Source organism: Methylobacterium sp. 17Sr1-1, assembly GCF_003173775.1.
In the GTDB taxonomy this organism is placed as follows: Bacteria; Pseudomonadota; Alphaproteobacteria; order Rhizobiales; family Beijerinckiaceae; genus Methylobacterium.
Genome location: NZ_CP029552.1, coordinates 331,963 through 353,890 on the forward strand (window position 1 = coordinate 331,963; position 21,928 = coordinate 353,890).

At 71.4% G+C, this 21,928-nt stretch carries 20 protein-coding genes; 7 read left to right on the forward strand and 13 right to left on the reverse strand.

Annotated elements, in window-relative coordinates; all coding sequences use genetic code 11:
* Positions 1-23 precede the first annotated feature (23 nt).
* Complete coding sequence (locus DK412_RS01550) at positions 24-710, reverse strand: CoA pyrophosphatase (RefSeq protein WP_109970501.1); 687 nt, start codon at positions 708-710, stop codon at positions 24-26.
* Entirely contained in the window at positions 707-1,321 is a 615-nt protein-coding gene (locus tag DK412_RS01555) for a DUF1285 domain-containing protein (protein WP_109970502.1), read from the reverse strand. Before DK412_RS01555 ends, DK412_RS01550 begins: the two co-directional genes overlap by 4 nt.
* Positions 1,322-1,722: 401 nt before the next feature.
* Between DK412_RS01555 and DK412_RS01560 the strand changes: the two genes are divergently transcribed.
* On the forward strand, positions 1,723-3,210 hold the full coding sequence (locus tag DK412_RS01560; RefSeq protein WP_162596068.1) for a TadE/TadG family type IV pilus assembly protein: 1,488 nt from the start codon (positions 1,723-1,725) through the stop codon (positions 3,208-3,210).
* A 56-nt stretch (positions 3,211-3,266) separates the two neighbouring features.
* Here the strand turns inward: DK412_RS01560 and DK412_RS01565 are convergent, their stop codons facing one another.
* Positions 3,267-3,698, reverse strand: coding sequence for a PaaI family thioesterase (locus DK412_RS01565; RefSeq protein WP_109970504.1), 432 nt, complete (start codon positions 3,696-3,698; stop codon positions 3,267-3,269).
* 144 nt (positions 3,699-3,842) lie between these two features.
* On the opposite strand from DK412_RS01565, the gene DK412_RS01570 reads away from it, so the two are divergent.
* The gene (locus tag DK412_RS01570) at positions 3,843-4,226 is read left to right on the forward strand and encodes a PaaI family thioesterase (RefSeq protein WP_109970505.1); all 384 of its coding nucleotides are present in this window, start codon (positions 3,843-3,845) and stop codon (positions 4,224-4,226) included.
* A gap of 83 nt (positions 4,227-4,309) precedes the next feature.
* Here DK412_RS01570 and DK412_RS01575 read toward each other — a convergent pair whose 3' ends face one another.
* On the reverse strand, positions 4,310-4,675 hold the full coding sequence (locus DK412_RS01575; RefSeq protein WP_093567675.1) for a cytochrome c family protein: 366 nt from the start codon (positions 4,673-4,675) through the stop codon (positions 4,310-4,312).
* A gap of 277 nt (positions 4,676-4,952) precedes the next feature.
* Here DK412_RS01575 and DK412_RS01580 point away from each other — a divergent pair, with 277 nt between their 5' ends.
* Positions 4,953-6,386 (forward strand): FAD-linked oxidase C-terminal domain-containing protein, encoded by a 1,434-nt coding sequence (locus DK412_RS01580; RefSeq protein ID WP_109970506.1) that lies wholly within the window; start codon positions 4,953-4,955, stop codon positions 6,384-6,386.
* A gap of 62 nt (positions 6,387-6,448) precedes the next feature.
* Here the strand turns inward: DK412_RS01580 and DK412_RS30510 are convergent, their stop codons facing one another.
* On the reverse strand, positions 6,449-7,336 hold the full coding sequence (locus DK412_RS30510; protein ID WP_204165476.1) for a LytTR family DNA-binding domain-containing protein: 888 nt from the start codon (positions 7,334-7,336) through the stop codon (positions 6,449-6,451).
* A gap of 141 nt (positions 7,337-7,477) precedes the next feature.
* Here DK412_RS30510 and DK412_RS01590 point away from each other — a divergent pair, with 141 nt between their 5' ends.
* Positions 7,478-8,518 (forward strand): prolyl oligopeptidase family serine peptidase, encoded by a 1,041-nt coding sequence (locus DK412_RS01590; protein ID WP_109970507.1) that lies wholly within the window; start codon positions 7,478-7,480, stop codon positions 8,516-8,518.
* On the opposite strand, the gene rlmJ is transcribed toward DK412_RS01590, so the two are convergent.
* Positions 8,476-9,321, reverse strand: coding sequence for a 23S rRNA (adenine(2030)-N(6))-methyltransferase RlmJ (gene rlmJ / locus DK412_RS01595; protein WP_109970508.1), 846 nt, complete (start codon positions 9,319-9,321; stop codon positions 8,476-8,478). The two genes, DK412_RS01590 and rlmJ, sit on opposite strands and share 43 nt — an antisense overlap.
* A 106-nt stretch (positions 9,322-9,427) precedes the next feature.
* Here rlmJ and DK412_RS01600 point away from each other — a divergent pair, with 106 nt between their 5' ends.
* Together DK412_RS01600 and DK412_RS01605 are read left to right on the forward strand one after the other, a co-directional pair.
* Positions 9,428-9,697 carry a nucleotidyltransferase domain-containing protein gene (locus tag DK412_RS01600; protein WP_280953986.1) on the forward strand — a complete coding sequence of 90 codons (270 nt, stop codon included), beginning with the start codon at positions 9,428-9,430 and terminating at the stop codon, positions 9,695-9,697.
* Positions 9,697-10,047 carry a HepT-like ribonuclease domain-containing protein gene (locus tag DK412_RS01605; RefSeq protein WP_109970510.1) on the forward strand — a complete coding sequence of 117 codons (351 nt, stop codon included), beginning with the start codon at positions 9,697-9,699 and terminating at the stop codon, positions 10,045-10,047. The genes DK412_RS01600 and DK412_RS01605 overlap by 1 nt, the downstream gene beginning before the upstream one ends.
* A 4-nt stretch (positions 10,048-10,051) precedes the next feature.
* On the opposite strand, the gene DK412_RS01610 is transcribed toward DK412_RS01605, so the two are convergent.
* Together DK412_RS01610 and DK412_RS01615 are read right to left on the reverse strand one after the other, a co-directional pair.
* The gene (locus DK412_RS01610; RefSeq protein WP_109970511.1) at positions 10,052-10,705 is read right to left on the reverse strand and encodes a ribonuclease T2; all 654 of its coding nucleotides are present in this window, start codon (positions 10,703-10,705) and stop codon (positions 10,052-10,054) included.
* Positions 10,705-11,178 (reverse strand): hypothetical protein, encoded by a 474-nt coding sequence (locus tag DK412_RS01615; protein ID WP_109970512.1) that lies wholly within the window; start codon positions 11,176-11,178, stop codon positions 10,705-10,707. The genes DK412_RS01610 and DK412_RS01615 overlap by 1 nt, the downstream gene beginning before the upstream one ends.
* A gap of 299 nt (positions 11,179-11,477) precedes the next feature.
* On the opposite strand from DK412_RS01615, the gene polA reads away from it, so the two are divergent.
* Positions 11,478-14,537, forward strand: a complete 3,060-nt coding sequence (gene polA, locus DK412_RS01620) for a DNA polymerase I (protein WP_109970513.1) — start codon at positions 11,478-11,480, stop codon at positions 14,535-14,537.
* A 40-nt stretch (positions 14,538-14,577) separates the two neighbouring features.
* Here the strand turns inward: polA and DK412_RS01625 are convergent, their stop codons facing one another.
* The 5 genes from DK412_RS01625 to DK412_RS01645 form a co-directional block, all read right to left on the reverse strand.
* Positions 14,578-16,662 carry a HAMP domain-containing methyl-accepting chemotaxis protein gene (locus tag DK412_RS01625; protein WP_245447377.1) on the reverse strand — a complete coding sequence of 695 codons (2,085 nt, stop codon included), beginning with the start codon at positions 16,660-16,662 and terminating at the stop codon, positions 14,578-14,580.
* 689 nt (positions 16,663-17,351) lie between these two features.
* Positions 17,352-18,212 carry a carboxylating nicotinate-nucleotide diphosphorylase gene (nadC, locus tag DK412_RS01630; RefSeq protein ID WP_109970514.1) on the reverse strand — a complete coding sequence of 287 codons (861 nt, stop codon included), beginning with the start codon at positions 18,210-18,212 and terminating at the stop codon, positions 17,352-17,354.
* A complete protein-coding gene (locus DK412_RS01635) occupies positions 18,209-19,753 on the reverse strand; it encodes an L-aspartate oxidase (protein ID WP_109970515.1) in 1,545 nt (514 codons plus the stop codon). Before DK412_RS01635 ends, nadC begins: the two co-directional genes overlap by 4 nt.
* Entirely contained in the window at positions 19,750-20,751 is a 1,002-nt protein-coding gene (gene nadA, locus DK412_RS01640; protein WP_109970516.1) for a quinolinate synthase NadA, read from the reverse strand. The genes DK412_RS01635 and nadA overlap by 4 nt, the downstream gene beginning before the upstream one ends.
* A gap of 132 nt (positions 20,752-20,883) precedes the next feature.
* A complete protein-coding gene (locus tag DK412_RS01645; RefSeq protein ID WP_109970517.1) occupies positions 20,884-21,852 on the reverse strand; it encodes a hypothetical protein in 969 nt (322 codons plus the stop codon).
* Positions 21,853-21,928: the final 76 nt, after the last annotated feature.

Genomic DNA, 21,928 nt, shown 5'->3' on the forward strand with positions numbered 1-21,928 from the left:
GAGGTCCTATCGGAGTGGCGGTCCTATCGGGGTGCAGGCTCGTCCGCATCGTGGAGCCGGTCGTAGAGGTTGCGCACGATGCCGGCGGTCACCCCCCAGATGTAGCGCTCGCCGAAGGGGATCGCGTAGTAGCGGCGCTGGCGCCCGCGCCATTCCCGGCTGTGCAGGGCGTGGTTGGCCACATTCATCAGGAAGGCGAGCGGCACCTCGAAGGCGTCGGCCACCTCGTGCGGGTTGAGCGTGAGCGTCGCGTCCGGCGCCACCAGCCCGACCACCGGCGTCACCAGGAAGCCGGTGCCCGAGAGGTACGGGTCGAGGTAGCCGAGCGGCGTCACCGCCGCACGGTCGAGCCCGATCTCCTCCTCGGCCTCCCGCAGGGCCGCGGCGAGCGGCGAGGAGTCGGCCGGATCGATCTTGCCGCCCGGGAAGGCGATCTGGCCCGAATGGTCGCGCAGATGCGCCGACCGCTGGGTGAACAGCACCGACACCCCGTCGTCGCGCGGCACCACCGGCACCAGCACCGCGGCGAGACGCGGCGGGCGGGCGAGCGCCGCCTCCAGCACGTCGGGCTCGAGGTCGTGGTCGCCACGAGGGGGAAGGGATGGCGGGTTCGAGGTCGCGTCGTGCGGGCCCGGCGGCTCGGGCCGCAGGCGCGCGCGGGCGCGCTCCAGGAAGGCGTCGAGGGCGGTGGACGCGACGAGATCGGTCACGACACTTCGGCCGCCCCGAGTTCCGCGGATTTGGCGATGCGGTGGAAGCGCCCGCCGGCGGGCAGCCCGAACCAGGTCTCCCCCGCCTCCTCGCGCTCCTCGCACAAAGCCACGAGGTCGTAGGCGAGCGCCCGGGTGAGGCGGGCCCAGAGGCCGTGGCGCACGGCGATATAGGGCTTGAACCCGCCCTCCGGGTCGCGCTCGAACCGCAGAGGGTGGGCGTCGTCGAGGGGTACGACGTCGTCGAGGTTAGTGCGGAAGGCGACGGCGCGGGCCTCGCCCTCGCCCTCCACTGCCATCTCGACCGCCAGGAAGGCCGCGTCCTCGACCTCGATCCCGACCCGCTCCACCGGCGTCACCAGCACGGTGCGCCCGTCGGGGTCGCGGCGCAGGATGGTGGAGAACAGCCGGACCAGGGCCGGCCGGGTGATCGGGCTGCCGTTGTAGTGCCAGGTCCCGTCGGCGGCGATGCGCATCGGGATCTCGCCGCAATAGTCCGGGTTCCAGCGCTCGACCGGCGGCGGCCCGCGCCGCGCGCCCTCCGCGCCCAGGGAAGCGGTCAGTCGTTCGAGGACCCCGCCGGGCGGGGTGCCGTTCGGATCGTGCGTCATCCCGCTCTACATAGCGGATCGGAACGGGTTGTGCAGGCGCGCCGGTGCGAGACCGGGGCATGGCGCCGTCGACCGGCCTGAACATGGCTGTTCATCGCTCCCCGGCCGCTTCGATGCAGAGCGGGTGCGCCGATGCGGGTCAGGCGGGCCGAGTGTCCCGACCACGATGGCATTCGTGGCGACGAAGCAACTTGTGATCGATACGACGTTGCATCAATATCACTTGACGTAGATATATCCTGTGACATCAAAGACAAATATCCTAAGACAGATCCTCGTTATGACCAAATTTGGTTTTTATTCATTGATAAATTCAGTGTAATCTATAATATAATGTATATTATTAATTATTTATTCGCAAATTTGCGCTTAAAATATCTGAAAAATAGGATAAGATGCTTATGTTCCGCGTCGTTACAGCTCGCGTCGGCTGCTTCGTCCGCAGCCGACGCGGAGGCGTCGCCCTCGCTTTCGCGTTCCTTGCTCCCGTCGTCCTGGGTTGCGTCGGCATCGGCGTCGACTACGCGACCTGGCTGCTCCGCAAGCAGAAACTCCAGAATCTCGTCGACATCACCGCGCTCGCCGTCGCGTCCGACATGCAGGTCGGCGGCTTCGACAAGGGCCGGGCCTGGGCCGTGGCGAAGGGCCAGACGGACAGCATGGCGGAGAGCAAGATCCGCGACGAATGGATCAACCTCGGGATCGAGCCCGTCTATCGCCAGAGACAGGGGGACGATCCCTTCGCGATCGTGCCGGCCAACGAGCGCGACCAGACACCGACCGGCGTCACGCTCACCCTGTCGCAGCGCAAGCACGCGATCATGACCAAGCTCGTCACGCCGTACCTGACCGACATCGTCGTCAAGGCGACCGCCGAGATCGTCGGCACGTCCAGGGTGTGCGTCGTGGCGCTGGAGGACAAGGCGGGGCAGGCCATCGGCCTGAACGACGACGCCCAGGTGTCCGCGACCGGTTGCTCCGTCTACGCGATGTCGGCGTCCGCGGCGGCGATCGATGCCCGCGACTCGTCGAAGCTGAGCGCGATGAAATCCTGCGCGGTCGGCGGCTATGCCGGCTCGTCCCAGCACTACCAGCCCGCGCCGATCACGGGCTGCCCGGCGATCAAGGATCCGCTCGCCGGCCGCGTCGCCCCACCCATGGGGCCTTGCCTCAACAACCCCCGCCTGGGTCCCGTCGAGGTGGAAAACCAGAACACAGTTCTGACACCCGGAGTTTATTGCGGCGGCCTCATCCTGAAGGCGGGAGCCAGTGTCAAGCTCACTCCTGGAATCTACATTATAAAGGACGGCCCGCTCGTGGTCGGTTCGGAATCTGTGAAAGATGGATCCGGTCGTTTCAGGCGCGTTCCCTGTCTTTGTTATCGCAAGCGAGTGTCGCAAAGGATAAAATCTCGCCTGCGCTGCCCGACTGCGTCGACAACGCTCCCGCCGGCCTCGCTGACCGGGGAGGGGGTAGCTTTCTACTTCACCGGGCCAGTCGATCCGGACGACGACGATGTCGCCCGGCCGATCCAGTTCATGCCGCGCTCGAACGTCTCGCTCAGCGCGCCGCTGGACGAGCCGATGGCGCGTACGATGGCAGGCCTGCTGTTCTTCGAGGACCGCGCGGCCCCGGCGAACCGCGTGTTCGAGATCATGAGCGACAACGCCCGCCGTCTCGTCGGCACGATCTACCTGCCGCGCGGCACCTTCCTGGTCTCCGCCAACCAGGTCGTCGCCGACCAGTCGGAATACACCGCCATCGTCGCGCGGAGGCTCGCGCTGTCGGAGGCGCCGCGTCTCGTCGTCAACGCGAATTACGGCGCGAGCAAAGTGCCGGTGCCGCACGGGATCGGGCCGACGAGCGCCTACCCGACGCTCACCAATTGAGGCACCCCCGACGTGCCGCTGCCGGCCCGGACCGCGCCTGACGCAGACCGGCCGCGTCAGGCCGGCCCCGATTCCGGCCGGCGGCGCAGGATCTTCCACACGCCGGTGGCGGCACCGACGATGCGCCCATCGCAGACCGCGTCGCCGCGCAGGAAGACCAGGCTCGCCGTGCGCTGCACCACCTGCGGCGTCATCGTGATCGTCTCGCCGATGCGCCCGGCCGAGACGAACTGCATCTCGAACTGCACCGTGACGCAATTCGCTCCCCCGGCGGCCCGCATGGCGGCGAATCCCAGCGCCCGGTCGGCGAAGGTCATCATCATGCCGCCCTGCACCACGCCGATCAGGTTGGCGTGCTTGGGCCCGGCCCGGAACGCGAAGCTCACCGCCTCGCCGTCCTCGCGCAGCAGGACCGGGCCGACCAGGGAGAGGAAGCCCGGATCGTCGAAGGGCCGCCACCCGGCCGGGTCGGAATCGGGGGAGGTCATGAGGCCTCGGAGGGTGAGAATGCTGGACAGCGCGGCCGCGGCCGTGCCTCAAGACCTCTACAAGAAAAATCCCGCGGGAGGGGCCCTGTGACGGACCAGACACCGGAAGCGCGCGTGCGCGCCAGTTTCGACAGGCAGGGTTTGATGCGCACCCTCGGGGCCACGCTCGAGGCGGTGGCGCCCGGCGCGGTCGAGATCGCGCTCGTGCCCGGTCCCGCCGTGTCGCAGCAGCACGGCTTCGTCCATGCGGGGGCGGTGAGCGCCATCGCCGACAGCGCGGCGGGCTACGCCGCCCTGACCCTGATGCCGCCCGGCGCCGGGGTGCTGACGGCGGAGTTCAAGATCAACCTGCTCGCGCCGGCGGCCGGCCGCCGCATCCTGGCGCGGGGCCGGGTGGTCAAGGCCGGCCGCACCCTGACCCTCGCGCAGGCCGAGGTCTTTTCGGAGAGCGAGGGCGGCGAGAAGCTCGTCGCGCTCCTCACCGCTACCCTGATGGCCGTCCAGGGCCGGGACGGCGTCGCCGATTGAGAGCACCTCGACGGAAGCGTCCGCGGCGCCGAGAGACGCCGAACGGAAGGCCCCGGCGGACGCCGCCGGGGCCGCGTCGGGACCTACTTCTTGGTCTCGAGATAGGCGATCAGGTCCGCGACCTTCTTGTCGTCGGTGATGCCGGCGAAGATCATCTTGGTGCCCGGCACCTTGGCCTTCGGGTTGTGGATGTAGTCCCGGAACGTCGCCTCGTCCCAGGTGAGGCCGGAATTCTTCATCGCGGCCGAGTAGTTGTAGCCCTCGTGGGTGCCGGCCTTGCGGCCGATGACGCCCGTGAGGTCCGGGCCGACGCCGTTCTTGCCGAAGGCGTGGCAGGCCTTGCAGGGCGCGAAGACCTTCTCGCCGGCGGCCGCGTCGCCCGCGCTCTGGGCCTGGGCGGCGAAGGGCAGGAGAGCCGCCAGGGCGGCACCGAGGATGAGCTGACGCATGAGGTTCCCTCCAACGGACGTCGTTCGCGACCGGCCCAGGGGATATGGCCCAGCCTGCAGATTGGTACAGTTAAAAACGCCGACGGTTCGCGCCGGGTCCCGTGCGGCGAAAAGAAGCTCTGCCGCGGTCGCGCGCAATCGGACCAAGGTGCGGGGCAGCCGCCCACACGGGCGCGGGATGGGCGCGCTCCCTCGCCTCCGGTATGATGGCGCACCAAGGACCGGCCCGAGTTAGGCCCGCGACGCAAGATCCGAGAAGAATCCGAGAGGACACGCCATGACGATCGCCTTCCCGCCCCCGGACCCCGCGATCCTCGCCCGCCGCGACGCGATCGTGGAGGGCTTGCGCGGCCTCGTCGCGCCCGAGGCCCTGGTGACCAGCGAGGACGAGCGCCGCGCCTTCGAGACCGACGGGCTCACCGCCTACCGCAAGATGCCGCTCGCCGTGGTGCTGCCCTCCACCACCCAGGAGGTCTCGGCGGTTCTGCGCTACTGCCACGCGCAGGGCGTCAAGGTGGTGCCGCGCGGCGCCGGCACCTCGCTCGCCGGCGGCGCCATCGCGCAGGAGGACGCGGTGATCCTCGGCGTCGCCAAGATGACCCGGGTGCTCGACGTCGACTTTTCCAACCGCACCGCCCGTGTCCAGGCCGGCATCACCAACCTCGCCATCAGCGCCGCGGTGGCCCACGAGGGCTTCTTCTACGCCCCCGATCCGTCGAGCCAGCTCGCCTGCACCATCGCCGGCAACATCGCGATGAACTCCGGCGGCGCCCACTGCCTCAAATACGGCGTCACCACCAACAACCTGATGGGTGTGACCCTGGTGATGATCGACGGCACGGTCGTCGAGATCGGCGGCGACCACCTCGATGCCGCCGGCTACGATCTTCTGGGCCTCGTCTGCGGCTCGGAAGGCCAGCTCGGCATCGTCACCGAGGCGACCGTGCGGATCCTGCGCGCCGCTGAAGGAGCGCGGCCGGCGCTGATGGGCTTCGGCACGGTCGAGGATGCGGGCGCCTGCACGGCGGCGATCATCGGCGCCGGCATCATCCCGGTGGCGATCGAGTACATGGACCGCGAGGCGATCACGATCTGCGAGGCCTTCGCGCATGCCGGCTACCCGCTCGACGCCGAGGCGATGCTGATCATCGAGGTCGAGGGCTGCAAGGAGGAGTGCGACGCGATGCTCGCCCGCATCGTCGAGATCGCCAGGCCCTTCAACCCGACGAGCCTGAAGGTCTCGCAGTCGGAGGCCGAGAGCGCTGCGATCTGGAAGGGCCGCAAGTCGGCCTTCGGCGCGACGGGTCGCATCTCCGACTACATCTGCATGGACGGCACCATCCCGACCGGGCAGCTGCCCCGCGTGCTGGAGCGCATCGGCGAGATCACCCAATCCTACGGTCTGCGCTGCGCCAACGTCTTCCACGCCGGCGACGGCAACCTGCATCCCCTGATCCTGTTCGACATCAACACGCCCGGCGAGATGGAGAAGGCCGAGGCCGCCGGCGAGGAGATGCTGAAGCTCTGCGTCGAGGTCGGCGGCTGCCTCACCGGCGAGCACGGCGTCGGCATCGAGAAGCGCGACCTGATGACCTATCAGTACGCGCAGCAGGACCTGCACCAGCAGATGCGGGTGCGGGCGGTGTTCGACCCGGCCTGGCTGATGAACCCGGCCAAGGTCTTTCCGCTGGACGGGCGGATCGCGGCGTGAGCGTCAGGCGGGTCGGCAAGAGCGTCACCAATGGCGTCACGCTGCTGTGGCGTTGCGGTAGATCAGCCGACGAGGCCGGCCTCGCGCGCGGCGACGAGACGGGCGCGGGCCACCGGAACGTCGAGCCCGCCGACCAGCACGAGGCGGATGTTGCGGCCGTCCCGCCTCCAGCCGGTCACGGCATCTCGTGCCACCCACCAAGAGCGGTGCACGGTGAGACCCGGTCGGTGTCCCACCTCCTGCACCGCCTGGCGCAGCGGCATCAGGACCAGGGCGCTCCCCTTGCGGGTGTGCACCCGGACGTAGTGGTCCTCCATCTGCAATGCGAGGATGTCGCGCCCGATCTGTGGCGGCAGCCGGTCCAGCAGGCCGCACACGGTCGGCGGTGCGGGTGATACGGTTTCCGGAAGATGCCTCCTGGAAATCGTATCATCAGCCCGCACGGCGCCGGAGCGAAGCCGACTTCCGCATCTCGAAAGCGATCCGACAGGATCGTCTGAAGCGATCAATCGGAAGTCGTATGACGGGGCAGGAGGCTCGCGCGTCATCAGAAGTGCCCGGCCGGCCGCGAGCATGAGCAGGACGAGGAGCGTCTGGCCGTACCATTCGGGGAGCGGCACGCGGGCGACGACTCCCGGCCAGAGGCCGCTCGCGATGATCCGGGACAGAAATCCTGCTGGCAGGGCCACGACCGCGGCGGCCAGGGCCAGGGCGACCGGGGCGGTTACGCCCCGACGCGTGATCCACGGCACCAGCCACGTCGCGGCCGCCGCGAGCAGGATGGCCCCGAGCCACAGGCATCCGACCCAGTAGGCGACCAGGAGGGCGGACGACCCGTTCAGGTAGCTCCCGAACGGGCCGATCAGCCCGAGACCCACGCCGGCGGTGGTGAGCGCCGCGCCGGCGCGCGTCCGGGGATGCCCGGGACCGGGCCAGCATCGTGCGATCATGCCGCCAGGTTAGCTGCGCACGAATGCGGTGGGAAGCCTGGCCGCCCGCCCGGCCGCGAACCCGCTCGCCCGTTGGCGAAGTACCAGCTGCGGGTGGGGCTCCCCGAGCCCATGACGGAGGCGCTTACAAGGGGAACGACCATGATGAGACGCTCGGGGATGCTGATGGGGCTCTGCCTGCTGGCCGGGAGCCTGCCCGGAGCGGCCTGGGCGGGACACGCCGGATTCCGAACCCTCGCCATTTCGGAGGGAGACGGGCCGCCGTTGGATGTCGCGCTCTGGTATCCGACCGAGGCCGCGCCGCGTCCGACACAGGTCGGACCCTTCGTCCAGAGCGTCGCACCGGGTGCGGCCATCGCCGGGCGCGGCCTGCCCCTGATCGTCCTGTCGCACGGCACCGGCGGGAGCCGGACGAGCCATGCCGACACCGCCCTCGCGCTCGCGCAGGCCGGCTATGTCGTGGCGGCCCTGGATCACGCCGGCGACGATTGGCGCGACCGTAGCCGCGTGCTGGACGTGGCTGGCCGGGTCCGTCAATTCGGAGCGATTGTCGCCGCCGTGGTTGCCGGTGAGGGCGGCGCGACCATCGATCCCGCGCGGGTCGGCGCCTTCGGCTTCTCGGCCGGCGGCTTCACCGTCCTGGCCGCGGCGGGCGGACGGCCCGATCTCGACCGGGTCGGACCACATTGCGAAGCGAGTCCGGACGTCTACGATTGCCGCCTGATCGCGGCGGAGGCGGCACGCGGACGACACCTGCGGCCGGCCGCTTTCACCCCCGCTCCCCGCCTCGCCGCCCTGGTCGTCGCGGCTCCCGCCCTCGGCTTCACCTTCACCCGATCGGGCCTCGCCGCCATCGCCGCGCCGGTGCAGCTCTGGCAGGCGGGGGACGACGAGATTCTGCCCGCGCCGCATTACGTCGAGCCGGTCGCCGCCGCGCTGCCGCACCCGCCCGACCATCACGTCGCCGAGGGCGCGCGCCACTACGACATCCTGGCGCCCTGCTCCCCCGATCTGGTGGCGGCTGCGCCGGAGATCTGCGCCAGCGCGCCCGGCTTCGACCGGGCTGCCTTCCACGCCCGCTTCAACGCCGCGATCGTCGCCTTCTTCGACCGTGCGCTGAGACGCCCGGGCGATGCCCCTCAGGCCGGCGGCCCGAGCGGGGCGCAGCGGAAGGCGCCGTAGCCGCCCTGCGCCAGGCGCTCGGCCAGAGCCGGCAGGACGATGTCGGCCTCCTCGCGCAGGGTCCAGGGCGGGTTGACGACGATGAGGCCGCTGCCGCTCAGGCGCGTCGGGTCGGGCCGGTGGATCAGCAGGTCGAGGCGCAAGGCGGGCCGGGGCAGGGCGGCGTCGAGGGTGGCGGCGAGGCGGTCGATCGCGGCGGCGTCCTTGATCGGGTACCAGGCGAGGTAGGTGCCCGTCGCCCATTTCGTGACCGCCTTCAGGAGTTCGCGGCCGAGGCGCTCGATCTCGCCCGGTACCTCGTAGGGCGGGTCGATCAGCACGAGGCCGCGGCGCTCCTTCGGGGGGATCAGGGCGGGGAGCGCCGTCCAGCCGTCGAGGGCCAGCACCTTGGTGCGCGAATCCTGGTTGTAGCGGGCATGCAGCACCGCCCCGTCGGCCGGGTGCAGCTCGACGAACACGCCCTGGTCGCCGGGGCGCAGGAACTCGCGGATCAGCGCCGGTGAGCCGGGATAGATCGTCGCGCCGTGGCGCGCCCGCACCGCCTCCACCGTCGCGCGGTAGGGGCTGAGCAGCGCCTCCACGTCCTCAGCGAAGGGCGCGTCGAGGCGGCCGATGCCGTCGTGCCACTCGCCGGTGCGCCCGGCCTCGTCGGCGGTGAGATCGTAGAAGCCGAGGCCCGCATGGGTGTCGATCGCCCTGAACGGCGTCGCCTTGCGCTGGAGATGCGCCAGCACCCGGGTCAGCACCCAGTGCTTGAGCACGTCGGCGTGGTTGCCGGCGTGGAAGGCGTGGCGGTAATTCACGGATCCTGAGCCCTCGTCTCGCCGTCCCGCGTGGGAACCGGCGCAAGAGGCCCTATCATCATCGCATGCGCCGCGACGAGGCGATTGTCGGGAGATCCTGGCCCGCCTGAAATCCGCCGAGCCCGCCCTGCGGGCGAACGGCGTCGCCTCGCTGTACCTGTTCGGCTCTCACGCCCGGGACGAGGCACGGGACGATTCGGACATCGACGTGTTCGTCGATCCGGCGCCCGGCGTGACATTCGGCTTCCTGCCGTTCATGGCGGCTTACGAAGCAATCGAGGCCGCGGTGGGAGCCCGGGTGGATTACGGCACGCGCAGCGGCCTGCATCCGGTCTTGCGTCCGACGATCGAACGGGATGCGGTCAGGGTGTTCTGATGGCCGGCCATTCGCCTCGCATCTGGCTGCTCGATATCCGGGGCGAGATCGCCGGCATTCGTGACCTGACCAAGGAGGCGACCTTCGAGATGCTCGCCGGAAGCTGGGCCATGATGCGGGCCGTGCAGCACGCACTGCTGATCATCGCCGAAGCCGCCAAGCACATTCCGCCCGATCTGAAGGCGCTGGAGCCATCGGTGCCATGGCGGCAGATCCACGGCCTCGGCAACATGCTCCGCCATGACTATCGCAGGATCGACCCGGTCGTGCCCTGGTCTGTCGTCACCGAACATCTGGCGCCCCTCGATACCGCCGCGGCGGCGCTTCTCGACCGGGTGCCAGACGAGTGAGATCCTACCGCCCCGCCCCGACCGTCACCTCCCCGGCGCGGCAGTTCTGGCGGGCCACCTCCGGGCAGGCGGTGAAGCCGCGCAGGTCCTTGGTGAAGCAGATCCGCACCTCCTCGAGCCGGCCCGCCTTGCAGGTGACCGACATCATGTCCGGGCGCAGGCCCGGATTGGCGGCGACGAACTGGCGGGCGATGTCGATGGGAGCCGCGCGCAGGTCGTCCGCCGGCTTCGCCAGGGCGGCCGGGATCGTCACCGCGTCGCGGGCCTTGGCGGTCGCGCGGAAATAGGCTGCCGGATCGAGGCCCGAGCAGGTGCCGTGCTGGCGCCACTCGTGCCGGGCCAGGCCCTCGCTCGGGAAGACGCCCTCGGCCGCGTCCATCGCGGGACGGCTCGGGCTGCGGGAGAAGGCGCCGCACTCGCTCGGGAAGCCGCGGTCGTATTGCGGCCACAGGCCGTGGACCACGAAGCCCGGATTGCGGCCCGTGTCGCATTGCCGGTCGTTGCGGCGCTCGCCGGTCAGCGCGCAGTAGGTCGGCGACCAGGACAGGGCCAGGACGTAGAAGTCGAACACCCCCGGCTCGCCGCCGCCGCGCCCCTGCGCGGCGGCCGGGCCGGCGGCGACGGCCGCCGCGAGGGCGGCACCGACCAGCGCGCGCATCACGGCCGGGCTTCGCGGCAGGACGAGGCCGAGGCGTAGGCGTAGGCGAGGTTGCGGTCGAGGCCGTGGACGCAGAACTCGACGCCGTAGGTCGCCCCGATGATGCCGAGGCTCTCGCGCACCGAGTAGTCGACGCGCCGGCGCACCCCGTCCGAGGTGGTGGCGACCGCGGTGCAGAAGCGGCGGGGATAGAAGTCGAGGCCCCAGGGCCGCCAGGCGGTGCGCTCGATGCTGTCGTAGGCCGCGATCGTCAGCGTCGAGTTCCAGAACTTCGCCTCCTTCTCGGCGAACTGGTAGGTGATCTTCTCCAGCACGCCGGCATCCTGGCAGCCCGGGATCTGGGCGTCGAACGGGAACTCGCGCTCCTCGGCCGGGGCGATCTCCTGGCGGGCCGAGCGGGCCTGCGCGGCGGACAGGCCGGCGGCGGTGGCGAGCCCGGCGAGCAGGGCGGCGAGGAGGGGTGTCTTGCGCATGGGCCGGTCCTTGGGCCCGGGGCAGGCGCCGGCCCGCGGGCGGGCCCGCGAGGCTCAAGCCTTCCGGGGGAATGACGGTTGCTCTCTCAAGCCTGACACCAAGCCTCCGCCCGCGCCAAGTCAAGCTTCTGGGCTGGCCCGGCGGTGCTTTCGCGGGCGCCTGGTGTGCTCAGGGCACACCCGGCCGGGGGCCGGCGCGCACCCATTCCCCGGGGAGCGCGCGTCGGCCGCGGTTTGCCTCGCCCCGGCGACGCACTAAGACGGGACTCACACAGGCCGCCGAAAAGATGTCAGCCCGCATGAGCACCGAGACCGCCCCCGAGACGAAGCCCGTCGGCCCCGGCGATCAGGTGCTCCTGGTCGACGGCTCGTCGTTCATCTTCCGGGCCTATTTCCAGTCGATCAACCAGCCCGAGCGCTACAATTTCCGCCCCTCCGACGGGCTGCCGACCGGGGCGGTGCGGCTGTTCTGCGCCAAGCTCGCGCAGTTCGTGCAGGAGGGCGCCGCCGGCGTCGTGCCGACCCATCTCGGCATCGTGTTCGACAAGTCCGAAGGCTCGTTCCGGAAAGAAATCTTTCCGGACTACAAGGGCCACCGGCCCGACGCCCCCGACGACCTCAAGCGCCAGATGCCGCTGATGCGCGACGCGGTGCGGGCCTTCGGCCTGCACCCGATCGAGTTGCAGCGCTACGAGGCCGACGACCTGATCGCGACCTACGCCCGCCAGGCCGAGGCGCGGGGGGCGGGCGTCATCATCGTGTCCTCCGACAAGGACCTGATGCAGCTCGTCGGCGACCTCGTGCGGTTCTACGACTTCGAATCGGGCCAGAAGGGCAAGCCGGGCTACCGGCCCGAGCGCAACCTCGACCGCGCCGCCATCCTGGAGCGCTGGGAGGGCCTGGGGCCGGAGCAGATCGGCGACGCGCTGGCGCTGATCGGCGACACCTCCGACAACGTGCCGGGCGTGCCGGGCATCGGGCTGAAGACCGCGGCGGCGCTGATCAAGGAGTTCGGCAGCCTGGAGGCGCTGCTGGACAAGGCCGCGACGATCAAGCAGCCCAAGCGCCGCGAGACCTTGCTCGCCAATATCGACCAGGCGCGGTTGTCGCGCCGCCTCGTCGCCCTCGACGAGCAGGTGCCGGTGCCGGTGCCCCTCGACGATCTCGGCCTGCCGAAGCCCGACCCCGAGCGCCTGGTCGGCTTCCTGAAGGCGATGGAGTTCAACACCCTGACGCGCCGCATCGCCCAGATGCTGCACGTCGACCCGGAAGCGGTGCGCCCGGACCCCTCCCTCTTGCCGGAGGGCGCCGATACCGGGTTCTCGAACGAGAAGGGCGGCAGCGACGTGACGCCGTTCTTCGGCGATGCGCCGGACGCCGCGCCCGAGACGAAGGCCGAGGTCGATCCCTTCGCCGATCTCGACCTGCCGGACGCCCCCCCGAAGCCGAAGGCGCCCGCCGAGGCGACGCCGACGACGCTGGTGGCGGCGCGCGCCGCGGAAGCGGTGAAGCCCTTCGACACCGCGTCGTACGAGACCATCACCACGGTCGAGAGCCTCGACACCTGGATCGCCGAGGCGGTCGAGGCCGGGGTGGTGGCGGTCGATACCGAGACCACGGCGCTCGACGCCAACACGGCCGACCTCGTCGGCGTCTCGCTCGCCACCGCGCCGGGGCGCGCCGCCTACATCCCGCTCAGCCACCGCGGCGGCGAGGACCTGTTCGGCGGCGGCCTACTGCCGGGGCAGCTCTCCTGGGAGGTCGTGCAGGCGCGCCTGAAGCCGCTGCTCGAGAACCCGGCGGTGCTCAAGGTCGGCCAGAACATCAAGTACGACTGGCTGGTGCTCGCCCGCCACGGCATCGAGGTCCGGCCCTTCGACGACACGATGCTGATCTCCTACGTGCTCGATGCCGGCAAGGGCTCGCACGGCATGGACGAACTCGCCCGCCGCCATCTCGGCCACCAGCCGATCACCTTCGCGGACGTCGCCGGGACCGGGCGCCAGAAGGTCACCTTCGACCGCGTCGCCCTCGACAAGGCGACCGCCTACGCGGCCGAGGACGCCGACGTGACCCTGCGCCTGTGGCGGCTGATGAAGCCGCGCCTCGCCGCCGAGCGCCGCGCCACCGTCTACGAGACCCTGGAGCGGCCGCTGGTGCCGGTGCTGGCGCGGATGGAGCGCGAGGGCATCAAGGTCGATCGCCAGATGCTGAGCCGGCTCTCGGGCGATTTCGCCCAGTCCCTGGCGCGGCTCGAGGACGAGATCCAGGAGATGGCGGGCGAAAAGTTCTCCGTCTCGTCGCCGAAGCAGATCGGCGACATTCTCTTCGGCAAGATGGGCCTGCCCGGCGCCAAGAAGACGCCGTCCGGCCAGTGGGCGACCCCCGCGACCCTCTTGGAGGAGCTGGCCGGCCAGGGCCACGACCTGCCGCGCCGGATCCTCGAATGGCGCCAGCTCTCGAAGCTGAAATCGACCTACACCGACAGCCTGCAGGAGCATGCCGACCGCGGCACCGACCGGGTCCACACCTCCTTCGCGCTCGCCGCCACCACGACCGGGCGGCTGTCCTCGTCGGACCCGAACCTGCAGAACATCCCGGTCCGCACGGAAGAAGGGCGGCGCATCCGCCAGGCCTTCGTGGCGGATGCAGGCCACAAGCTGATCTCGGCCGATTACAGCCAGATCGAGCTGCGGCTCCTCGCCCACATCGCCGACATCCCGCAGCTGCGCCAGGCCTTCGAGGACGGCATCGACATCCATGCCGCCACCGCCTCGGCGATGTTCGGCGTGCCGCTCGACCAGATGAACTCCGACCTGCGGCGCCGGGCCAAGACCATCAATTTCGGCATCATCTACGGCATCTCGGCCTTCGGCCTCGCCGACCGGCTCGGCATCCCGCAGGGCGAGGCCTCGGCCTTCATCAAGCAGTATTTCGAGCGCTTCCCAGGCATCCGCGCCTATATCGACGACACCAAGAAGATCTGCCGCGACAAGGGCTACGTCACGACCCTGTTCGGCCGGGTCTGCCACTACCCGCAGATCCGCTCCAACAACCCGCAGGAGCGCGCCTCGGTCGAGCGCCAGGCGATCAACGCGCCGATCCAGGGCACCGCGGCCGACATCATCCGCCGGGCGATGGCCCGAATGGAGGGCGCGCTGTCGGACGCGGGCCTCTCGACCCGGATGCTGCTCCAGGTCCACGACGAACTGGTGTTCGAGGCGCCCGACGACGAGGTCGAGCGGGCGCTGCCGATCATCGCCCGGGTGATGGAGGAGGCGCCCCACCCGGCGGTTCAGCTCCGGGTGCCGCTCGCCGTCGAGGCCAAGGCGGCGGCGAACTGGCAGGAGGCGCATTGAGGGGCTGGCGCGGCGGCGTACGCGCCGCGGCGCCGGTCTCTCAGGCCGCCCGCACGGTGTCGAGGAAGCGCCGGACTTCGGTGCCGAGATGCGCCGCTTCCTGCTGCAACGCCGAGGCCGAGGCGAGGACGCGGTCCGCCGCCGCCCCGGTCTGCTCCGCGGCCCCGGCCACGCCGGCGATGTTCGTCGTCACCTCGCCGGTGCCGCTCGCGGCCTGGTTCACGTTGCGGACGATTTCCTGGGTCGCCGCCCCCTGCTGCTCCACGGCGCCGGCCAGGGCGACCGTCACCGCGTCGATCTCCTCGATCCGCCCGGTGATCGCCGCGATGGCCGACACCGCCTGATCGGTGGATCCCCGGATCCGGCCGATCTGCTGGGTGATCTCCTCAGTGGCCCGCGCCGTCTGGTTGGCCAGTTCCTTGACCTCGGCGGCGACCACCGAGAAGCCGCGGCCGGCCTCGCCGGCGCGGGCCGCCTCGATCGTGGCGTTGAGGGCGAGCAGGTTGGTCTGGCCGGCGATGCCGGCGATCATCGCCACCACGTCGCCGATGCGCGCGGTGGTGGCGCTCAGGTCGTGGACCAGGGCGGTGGTCCGCTCCGCCTCGCCCACCGCGACCCGCGCCAGGCCGGCCGCGCCCTGGACCTGCCGGCCGATCTCGATCACCGAGGCGCCGAGCTCCTCGGCCGCCGCCGCCACGGTGCCGACATTGGCCGCCGCCTGATCGGCCGCCGTCGCGACGGTGAAGGACTGGCTCGCCGTCGCGCTGGCGGCGCCGGACATGGTCCGGGCCGTCGCCTGCAGATCCGTCGCCGCATGCGCGACCAGCCCGACGATGCCGCCGACGGCGGTCTCGAAATCGTCGGCCACCCGGTGCATCGCGGCCCGCCGCTGCGTCTCCGCGTCGGCGCGGGCCTCCGCGGTCTCCGCCTCGAGGGCCCGGCTGCGGATGAGGTTCTGGCGAAACACCTCGACGCCCCGGGCGACGGCGCCGATCTCGTCGCGGCGGCCGAGATCCGGAACCGTCACCGCGGCGTCGCCGCCGGCCAGGCGGTTGATCACGGCGGTCATCCGGTCCAGGGGCCGGGTGATGCCCCGCACGATCACGCCCGCGCCGAGCCCGGTCAGCAGGACGATCCCCGCCATCAGGACGGCGTTGAAGGCCAGGGCCTGCTTCGCCTCCTCCTCCGCCGCCTCGGCCTCCCCGGCGAGCTGCGTCACCGCCCGCGTCGGGATGGCCAGCAGCGCGTCGAGGGCCGGCACGACCGCCAGGGTGAAGTCCTCGTTGGTCAGCTTCGTCTCGTAGCGGCCGTTCACCGCAGCCAGCAGGGGCCCGACCATCTCGCCGTAGCGGCCGCCGAAATACGTCGCCTTGGCCTTCGCCACGGCGGCGGCGAGATCCGCGCCGTCCGTAAGCTGGCGCACCGCCTGCTCCACCTGCTGGAACACCGCCTCCACCTGGCCGCGCCGGACGAGGACGGTGGTCGCCTCCTGTTCCGTCAGCGGGCGCTGGTAGGCCAGGGCCCGGGTGAGCGCGCTGGCGGCGTCGCCGGCCATCCCGCGGGCGACCCAGCCCTTGCGCCGGATCTCGATCAGGTCGGCCAGCCGGTGATCGCCGGTGCGGATCGGCTGCTCGATGGCGTCCGCGAGGGTGTCCATCGTCGCCAGCATCGCCGGGACATGGGCGGCGAGGCCCGCGAGCAGCTTGGGATCGCGCTCTCCCTTGGGCTGCGTCACCTGGCGATCCACCTCGCCGCGCAGCGCGCGGAGCCCGGCATAGGCCGACGCCGTCGCCTCGCCGAGGCCGGCCCGCTCGGGGCCGAACCGGCCGAGGCGGTCGAGCGCCTGGGCGATCCCGCGATCGACCTCACCGCGTCGCGTCGCGAGCCGGGCGGCCGCCGCGGCCGCGGCCTCCCCGTCGAGCTTCAGCACCCCGACCTCGTAGCTCAGCTCGTAGCGCAGCGAACCCATGGCGTTGAGCAGGAGCTCGTCGATCTTCGCCAGGCGGGCGACCTGCTCCGACGTCGTCCAGGCCTGACGCGAGCGCAGCAGATCGCGCCCGAACATGCCGAGCGTGAGACACGAGAACACCACGATGATGGTGATCAACTTGGATTTGAGCGACACGCTTCGTGTCTCCGTCGAGGTGGAGGCGGCAGGGAATTCGGAAGAGGATCCAGCTGACCCCGAAATGATGGGAAGATCGTCTTAGGCGATTGACGATAAGTCATAATAGTAAAATATAATCGACCGACATTAATAAAATGGGCCGAGAGCGGCCGCGGGGTGGCTGCGGACGCTCGGTTCGTAGCGGTTAAGTGCCTCTTGCCAAATTTCCGCTGCGCCTAGGCCACCCCGACGAGCGACGAGCGACGAGCGACGAGCGACGAGCGACGAGCGACGCCGGCGATCGGGATATTTGTGAGGTTCACCGATGATCGTAGGGACGAGAGTCCCACGGGGCCGCTCGCCGTCGAGGCCGGGGCGGCGACGGAAGGCGCATCGAGGCACTGCGCTGGAGCATCGCCCGGCGACGCGGAGAACCGTTTCGGCGAAGGCATGCGGCACAATCAAGGTCTGGAGCGCCGTCGAGAGCCTGTTTGACTGATTGTCAGGATCGATCCCACCCACAGGCTCATCCGGAGGTGTCGGTCGATTGAAGATCGACTGACCTCGACGGAGGTCTCCGGAGACCACCGGGGCAACGGGAGGCCTCCTTCGAGGCTCCCGTTGGTCGCACCTCAGGATGAGGGTGTGGATGGGAGGAATCCGGCTTCTCGCGGGCCATCTTTGCAAGTCACGTCACGCAACCGCCGTCACGCCACATCGAGCCCCAGATCGACGATCGGCGCGCTGTGGGTGATCCAGCCGGCCGAGATCAGGTCCACCCCCGTCGCGGCGACCGCGCCGACGGTCTCGCGGGTGATGCGGCCGGAGGCCTCGCTCACCGCCCGGCCGTCGATCATCGCCACCGCCTGCCGCAGGGTGTCGGGATCCATGTTGTCGAGGAGCACCGCGTCGGCGCCGACCGCCAGGGCCTCCTCCAGCTGCGCCAGGGTGTCGACCTCGACCTCGATCTTCACCAGGTGACCGACGCCCGCTCGGGCGCGCCGCACCGCCGGGCCGACGCCGCCGGCCACCGCCACGTGGTTGTCCTTGATCAGCACCGCGTCGTCGAGGCCGAAGCGGTGGTTGGCCCCGCCCCCGGCCCGCACCGCGTGCTTCTCGAGCGCCCGCAGGCCCGGCGTGGTCTTGCGGGTGCAGACGATGCGGGCTCTGCCGTGCGGCCGGGCGGCCTCGACCAGCGAGGCGGTCGCGGTGGCGACGCCCGACAGGCGGCAGAGCAGGTTGAGGGCGACGCGCTCGGCCGAGAGGATCGCCCGGGCCGGGCCGTCGAGGGCGATCACCGTGTCGCCCGGGGCGATCGGGCTGCCGTCCGGCCGCAGGACCCGGACGTTCACCGCCGGATCGAGGAGCCCGAAGGCGAGGAGTGCGGCGTCCGTGCCCGCCACCGTGCCGGCCTGGCGCGAGACGATGGCGCCGGAGAAGCGCGCGCTCGCCGGCACGATGCTGTCGGTGGTGAGGTCGCCGGCCCGGCCGAGATCCTCGAGGAGGGCGGCCCGCACGACCGGCTCGACCAGCAGGTGCGGCAGGGAGGGGAGGGTGGTGTCGGTCATCGGATGGCCTCGAAGGAGGACGGCAGGGCATCGCCGAGGGTTTTCGCGACGGCGAAGGCCCGGCTCAGGGTGATCTCGGTCGAGCGGGGCGCGCGCTGCCCCGGATGGTCGGCCCGCCAATGGGCGCCGCGGCTCTCCTCCCGGCCGAGCGCCGCGGCGGCCACGAGCAGGCCCGCGGTCGCCGCCGCCGAGCCGGCCCGCGCCAGGGCGGCGAGGCGCACGACCGCTGGCCCGAGGCCGGCAGCCTCGCGCACCAGCCCGACCTGCGCCTCCATCACGGCGCGGACCTCCGGCAGCGCCTCCGGGCCGGAGGTTTCCTCCCGGAGGTGGCCCGGGCCGGCGGCGCGGCTCTCCGTGTCCCGGATGTCAGCCGCGATCTGCGCCGCGAAGGCCATCGCCTCGAGGAGCGAGTTGCTGGCGAGGCGGTTGGCCCCGTGCAGGCCGGTCGCCGCGACCTCGCCGCAGGCCCACAGGCCGGGGAGCGAGCTGCGCCCGCGCCCGTCCACCCGGATCCCGCCCATGTGGTAGTGGGCGGCCGGCCGCACCGGGATCGGCGTGACCGCCGGATCGAGTCCGGCGGCGCGGCAGAACGCGGCGACGGTCGGGAAGCGACGCGCGACGTCGAGGCGGCGCGCGTCGAGAAAGACCGCCTCGCCGCGCCCGGTCCGCAGCGCGATGGCCCGGGCGACCACGTCGCGGGGGGCGAGCTCCGCCCCGCTGATGCCGGCCATCACCCGGCCGCCAGCCGCATCGACCAGCACCGCGCCCTCGCCGCGCAGGGCCTCGGTGGCGAGCGGCAGGGACCCGTCGGTCGCGAGCGCGATCGCCGTCGGGTGGAACTGCACGAACTCGACGTCGCGGAGCACCGCGCCCGCCCGCGCCGCCAGGACGAGGCCGGAGCCGGTCGCGCCCGCCGGATTGGTGGTCGAGCGATAGAGCCCCCCGAGGCCGCCGGTCGCCAGCACCGAAGCCCGCGCCGGCAGGGCGACGGGTCCCCGCTCGGTCCGGGCCACGAGGCCGGTCACCCGGCCCGCGCCGTCCTGCATGAGCGCGCTCGCCCGCCCGACCGTCACCGTCACCGACGGGCAGGCCGAGACCGCCCGGGCGAGGGTTCGCAGGACCGCCGCGCCGGTGGCGTCGCCCCCGGCCTTCACGATCCGGCGCCGGCCATGGGCCGCCTCCAGGCCGAGGGCGAGCGTGCCGTCGGGCCCGCGGTCGAAGGCGAGGCCGAGCCCGCAGAGCCACTCCACGAGGCCGGGGCCGGCCTCGGCGACGCGCCGCGCCACCTCCGGATCGCTCAGGCCCGCGCCGGCACTGAGGGTGTCGGCGGCGTGGAGCGCCGGATCGTCGTCCGCCCCGATCGCCGCCGCGATGCCGCCCTGGGCCCAAGCCGTTGCAGTGTCGGTCGCGGTCTCCTCGCCCAGCGGCGCGGCGCTGAGCAGCGTGACGGGAAGCGGTGCGAGCCGCAGGGCCGTGGCGAGGCCGGCGACGCCGGCCCCGACCACGACGACGCGATCGTGGATGGTAGGATTCCGGCTCATGCCCGCACCGCCAGCATGCGCTCGACCGCGCGGCGGGCCGGGACGATCAGGTCGTCCGGCACCGTGACCTCGTGGGTCAGGGTCTCCAGGCTGCGCCGGATCTTCTCCAGGCTGATCCGCTTCATATGCGGGCAGAGGTTGCACGGCTTGACGAACGCGACGTCCGGATTGCGCAGGGCCAGGTTGTCGGCCATCGCGCATTCGGTGATCATCACCACCTGCGCCGGCCGGCGCGTCTCGACATAGGCCTGCATCGCCGCGGTCGAGCCGGCGAAATCGGCCTCGGCCACAACGGCGGGCGGGCATTCGGGGTGGGCCAGCACCGTCACGCCCGGGTAGGCTTCGCGGGCCTCGCGGATGTCGGCTGCCGTGAAGCGCTCGTGCACCTCGCAATGGCCGGCCCAGGTCAGGATCTCGATCCCCGGCAGCTCGGCCTGGACGTTCTGGGCCAGGTACTCGTCCGGGATCATCAGCACCCGCGGGACGCCGAGGGATTCGACCACAGCCCTGGCGTTGCCCGAGGTGCAGCAGAGATCGGACTCGGCCTTCACGGCGGCGGAGGTGTTGACGTAGGTGACCACCGGCACGCCGGGATAGCGCTGCCGCAGGCGCCGCACGTCGGCGGCGATGATCGAATCGGCGAGCGAGCAGCCGGCCGCGGGATCGGGGATCAGCACGGTCTTGCCCGGATTTAGGATCTTGGCGGTCTCGGCCATGAAGTGCACGCCCGCGAGCACGATCACGTCGGCATCGGTGCGGGCCGCCTCGCGGGCGAGCGCCAGGCTGTCGCCGACGATGTCCGCCACGGTGTGGAAGATCTCCGGCGCCTGGTAATTGTGCGCCAGCACCACGGCATTGCGCTCCCGCTTGAGTGCCTGGATCGCCGCCACGTCCGCGGCGAGGGCCGGCCACTCGATCGCCGGGACGTGGTGGCGCACTCGCGCGTAGAGTTCCGCCTGGGACGGGATCCCAGCCCGGTCGAGGAATGCCGCATCCATTCTCGCCTCCCGATTTATACTCAAAATGAGCATTTACCCGGCTAGGCTAGTTCCCGGATTCCGGCCTGTCCAGATATGTTGTATCTGAGCATAAGTGCGGCAGGACGACGCGGTCCGACCCCGCCGCGGCGGTCAGCCCGTACGGCTCGACGGCAGCCGCAGGCCTGGGGCGGGTCGCTCGAGCAGCACCTCGCGGCGGAAGCGCATCAGCCGGGCGGGCCGCCCGCCGGTCTCGGCGGTGACGGCCTCGGTCTCCTCGACGAGGCCCTGCTGCGCGACGAGGCGACGGAAGTTCTGCTTGTGCAGGAGGGCGCCCGACAGGGCCTCGACCACGCGCTGGAGCTGGCCCAGGGTGAAGGCCGGCGGCATCAGCTCGAACACGACGGGCCGGTACTTGATCTTGCCCCGCAGGCGCGAGAGGGCGGTGGCGAGCATGCGGCGGTGATCGAAGGCCATGGGCTGGCCGGCCAGCAGGCGGATGTCCTCCTCCGCGGCGCCCGCCTCCGGCACCAGGCCGGCCTCGAACAGGAGCTCGTAGCGCTCCAGCACCCGCTCCTCGTTCCAGCCGCTCCCCGCCGCCCCGAAGGTCAGGCCGATCCGGTCGCTCCGGCGGCGGCGCTCCTCGGGATCGGGGGCGGCCTCGGCCCAGGCGTCGAGCCGGAGGGTCAGCGCGTCGAGGGCGGCAGGTCGGCCCGCCCGCCAATCCTCGTAGGGGAAGTAGCGGTACCAGCTCTGCCAGGCGGAATCCGCGGCGGGCCGCGCCTCCCGCACCAGGGCGAGGTAGGCGACCGAGAGGGCATGCCGGCCGTCCTCGTCTTCGCCCCCCTCGCTCGCGGGCCGCCGGTTGCGGTCGCCGAAGGTGTAGAGCTGCTCGACATAGCCGAGGCTCTGGCCGGTCTGGCGCTCGACCCAGGCGCGCAGGCCCCGCTCCAGGGTGGGATGCGCCGGCTCCAGGGGACCTGCCGGCAGGCCCTCGCCCCGGCCCTCGGGCTGGCCGGAGACTGGCACGGTGAGGACGCGCGGGTCGTCGAGCGTCGCCGCCAGGATGACGGCCGCGAGGCCGATCAGGGGGGCTGCCGCACTCGGTTCCGCCTCGCTCATTGCCCCCTCCCGGTCCTGCCGGGGCTTACCACGGCCGATCGGCACGGCCAGGCCTTTGTTATATCATCGCGGCGCA

Excerpts from the sequence above, each read along its gene's own strand:
- DK412_RS01555 (WP_109970502.1), bottom strand. The coding sequence starts at position 1,321 with ATGACGCACGATCCGAACGGCACCCCGCCCGGCGGGGTCCTCGAACGA.
- DK412_RS01560 (WP_162596068.1), top strand. The coding sequence starts at position 1,723 with ATGTTCCGCGTCGTTACAGCTCGCGTCGGCTGCTTCGTCCGCAGCCGA.
- DK412_RS01565 (WP_109970504.1), bottom strand. The coding sequence starts at position 3,698 with ATGACCTCCCCCGATTCCGACCCGGCCGGGTGGCGGCCCTTCGACGAT.
- DK412_RS01570 (WP_109970505.1), top strand. The coding sequence starts at position 3,843 with ATGCGCACCCTCGGGGCCACGCTCGAGGCGGTGGCGCCCGGCGCGGTC.
- DK412_RS01575 (WP_093567675.1), bottom strand. The coding sequence starts at position 4,675 with ATGCGTCAGCTCATCCTCGGTGCCGCCCTGGCGGCTCTCCTGCCCTTC.
- DK412_RS01580 (WP_109970506.1), top strand. The coding sequence starts at position 4,953 with ATGACGATCGCCTTCCCGCCCCCGGACCCCGCGATCCTCGCCCGCCGC.
- DK412_RS30510 (WP_204165476.1), bottom strand. The coding sequence starts at position 7,336 with ATGATCGCACGATGCTGGCCCGGTCCCGGGCATCCCCGGACGCGCGCC.
- DK412_RS01590 (WP_109970507.1), top strand. The coding sequence starts at position 7,478 with ATGATGAGACGCTCGGGGATGCTGATGGGGCTCTGCCTGCTGGCCGGG.
- DK412_RS01605 (WP_109970510.1), top strand. The coding sequence starts at position 9,697 with ATGGCCGGCCATTCGCCTCGCATCTGGCTGCTCGATATCCGGGGCGAG.
- DK412_RS01610 (WP_109970511.1), bottom strand. The coding sequence starts at position 10,705 with ATGCGCGCGCTGGTCGGTGCCGCCCTCGCGGCGGCCGTCGCCGCCGGC.
- DK412_RS01615 (WP_109970512.1), bottom strand. The coding sequence starts at position 11,178 with ATGCGCAAGACACCCCTCCTCGCCGCCCTGCTCGCCGGGCTCGCCACC.
- polA (WP_109970513.1), top strand. The coding sequence starts at position 11,478 with ATGAGCACCGAGACCGCCCCCGAGACGAAGCCCGTCGGCCCCGGCGAT.
- nadC (WP_109970514.1), bottom strand. The coding sequence starts at position 18,212 with ATGACCGACACCACCCTCCCCTCCCTGCCGCACCTGCTGGTCGAGCCG.
- DK412_RS01635 (WP_109970515.1), bottom strand. The coding sequence starts at position 19,753 with ATGAGCCGGAATCCTACCATCCACGATCGCGTCGTCGTGGTCGGGGCC.
- nadA (WP_109970516.1), bottom strand. The coding sequence starts at position 20,751 with ATGGATGCGGCATTCCTCGACCGGGCTGGGATCCCGTCCCAGGCGGAA.
- DK412_RS01645 (WP_109970517.1), bottom strand. The coding sequence starts at position 21,852 with ATGAGCGAGGCGGAACCGAGTGCGGCAGCCCCCCTGATCGGCCTCGCG.